This is a genomic window from Clostridium cibarium (assembly GCF_014836335.1).
GTDB classification, from domain to species: domain Bacteria; phylum Bacillota; class Clostridia; order Clostridiales; family Clostridiaceae; genus Clostridium; species Clostridium cibarium.
Map to the genome: position 1 here is coordinate 1 of NZ_JACSRA010000003.1, position 253 is coordinate 253.

The window sequence follows — 253 nt, forward strand, 5'->3', positions numbered from 1 at the left end:
ACCGCCGTATACCGAACGGTACGTACGGTGGTGTGAGAGGTCGGTAGATAAAATAATTATCTACCTCCTACTCGATTAAATATTAATTACAAAGATAAATAAGACTATAAAACTTGAAGGTAATCTAAAACAAAATAGATGCTAGTAGCAGCAGTATTTTTAGAACCAGAAACTTGAACTTTAATAGTATGTTCACCAGAAGATAAACCAGTTTTTTCAAATACTAATTGTTTAAAAGCAGTAGTATTTGAAT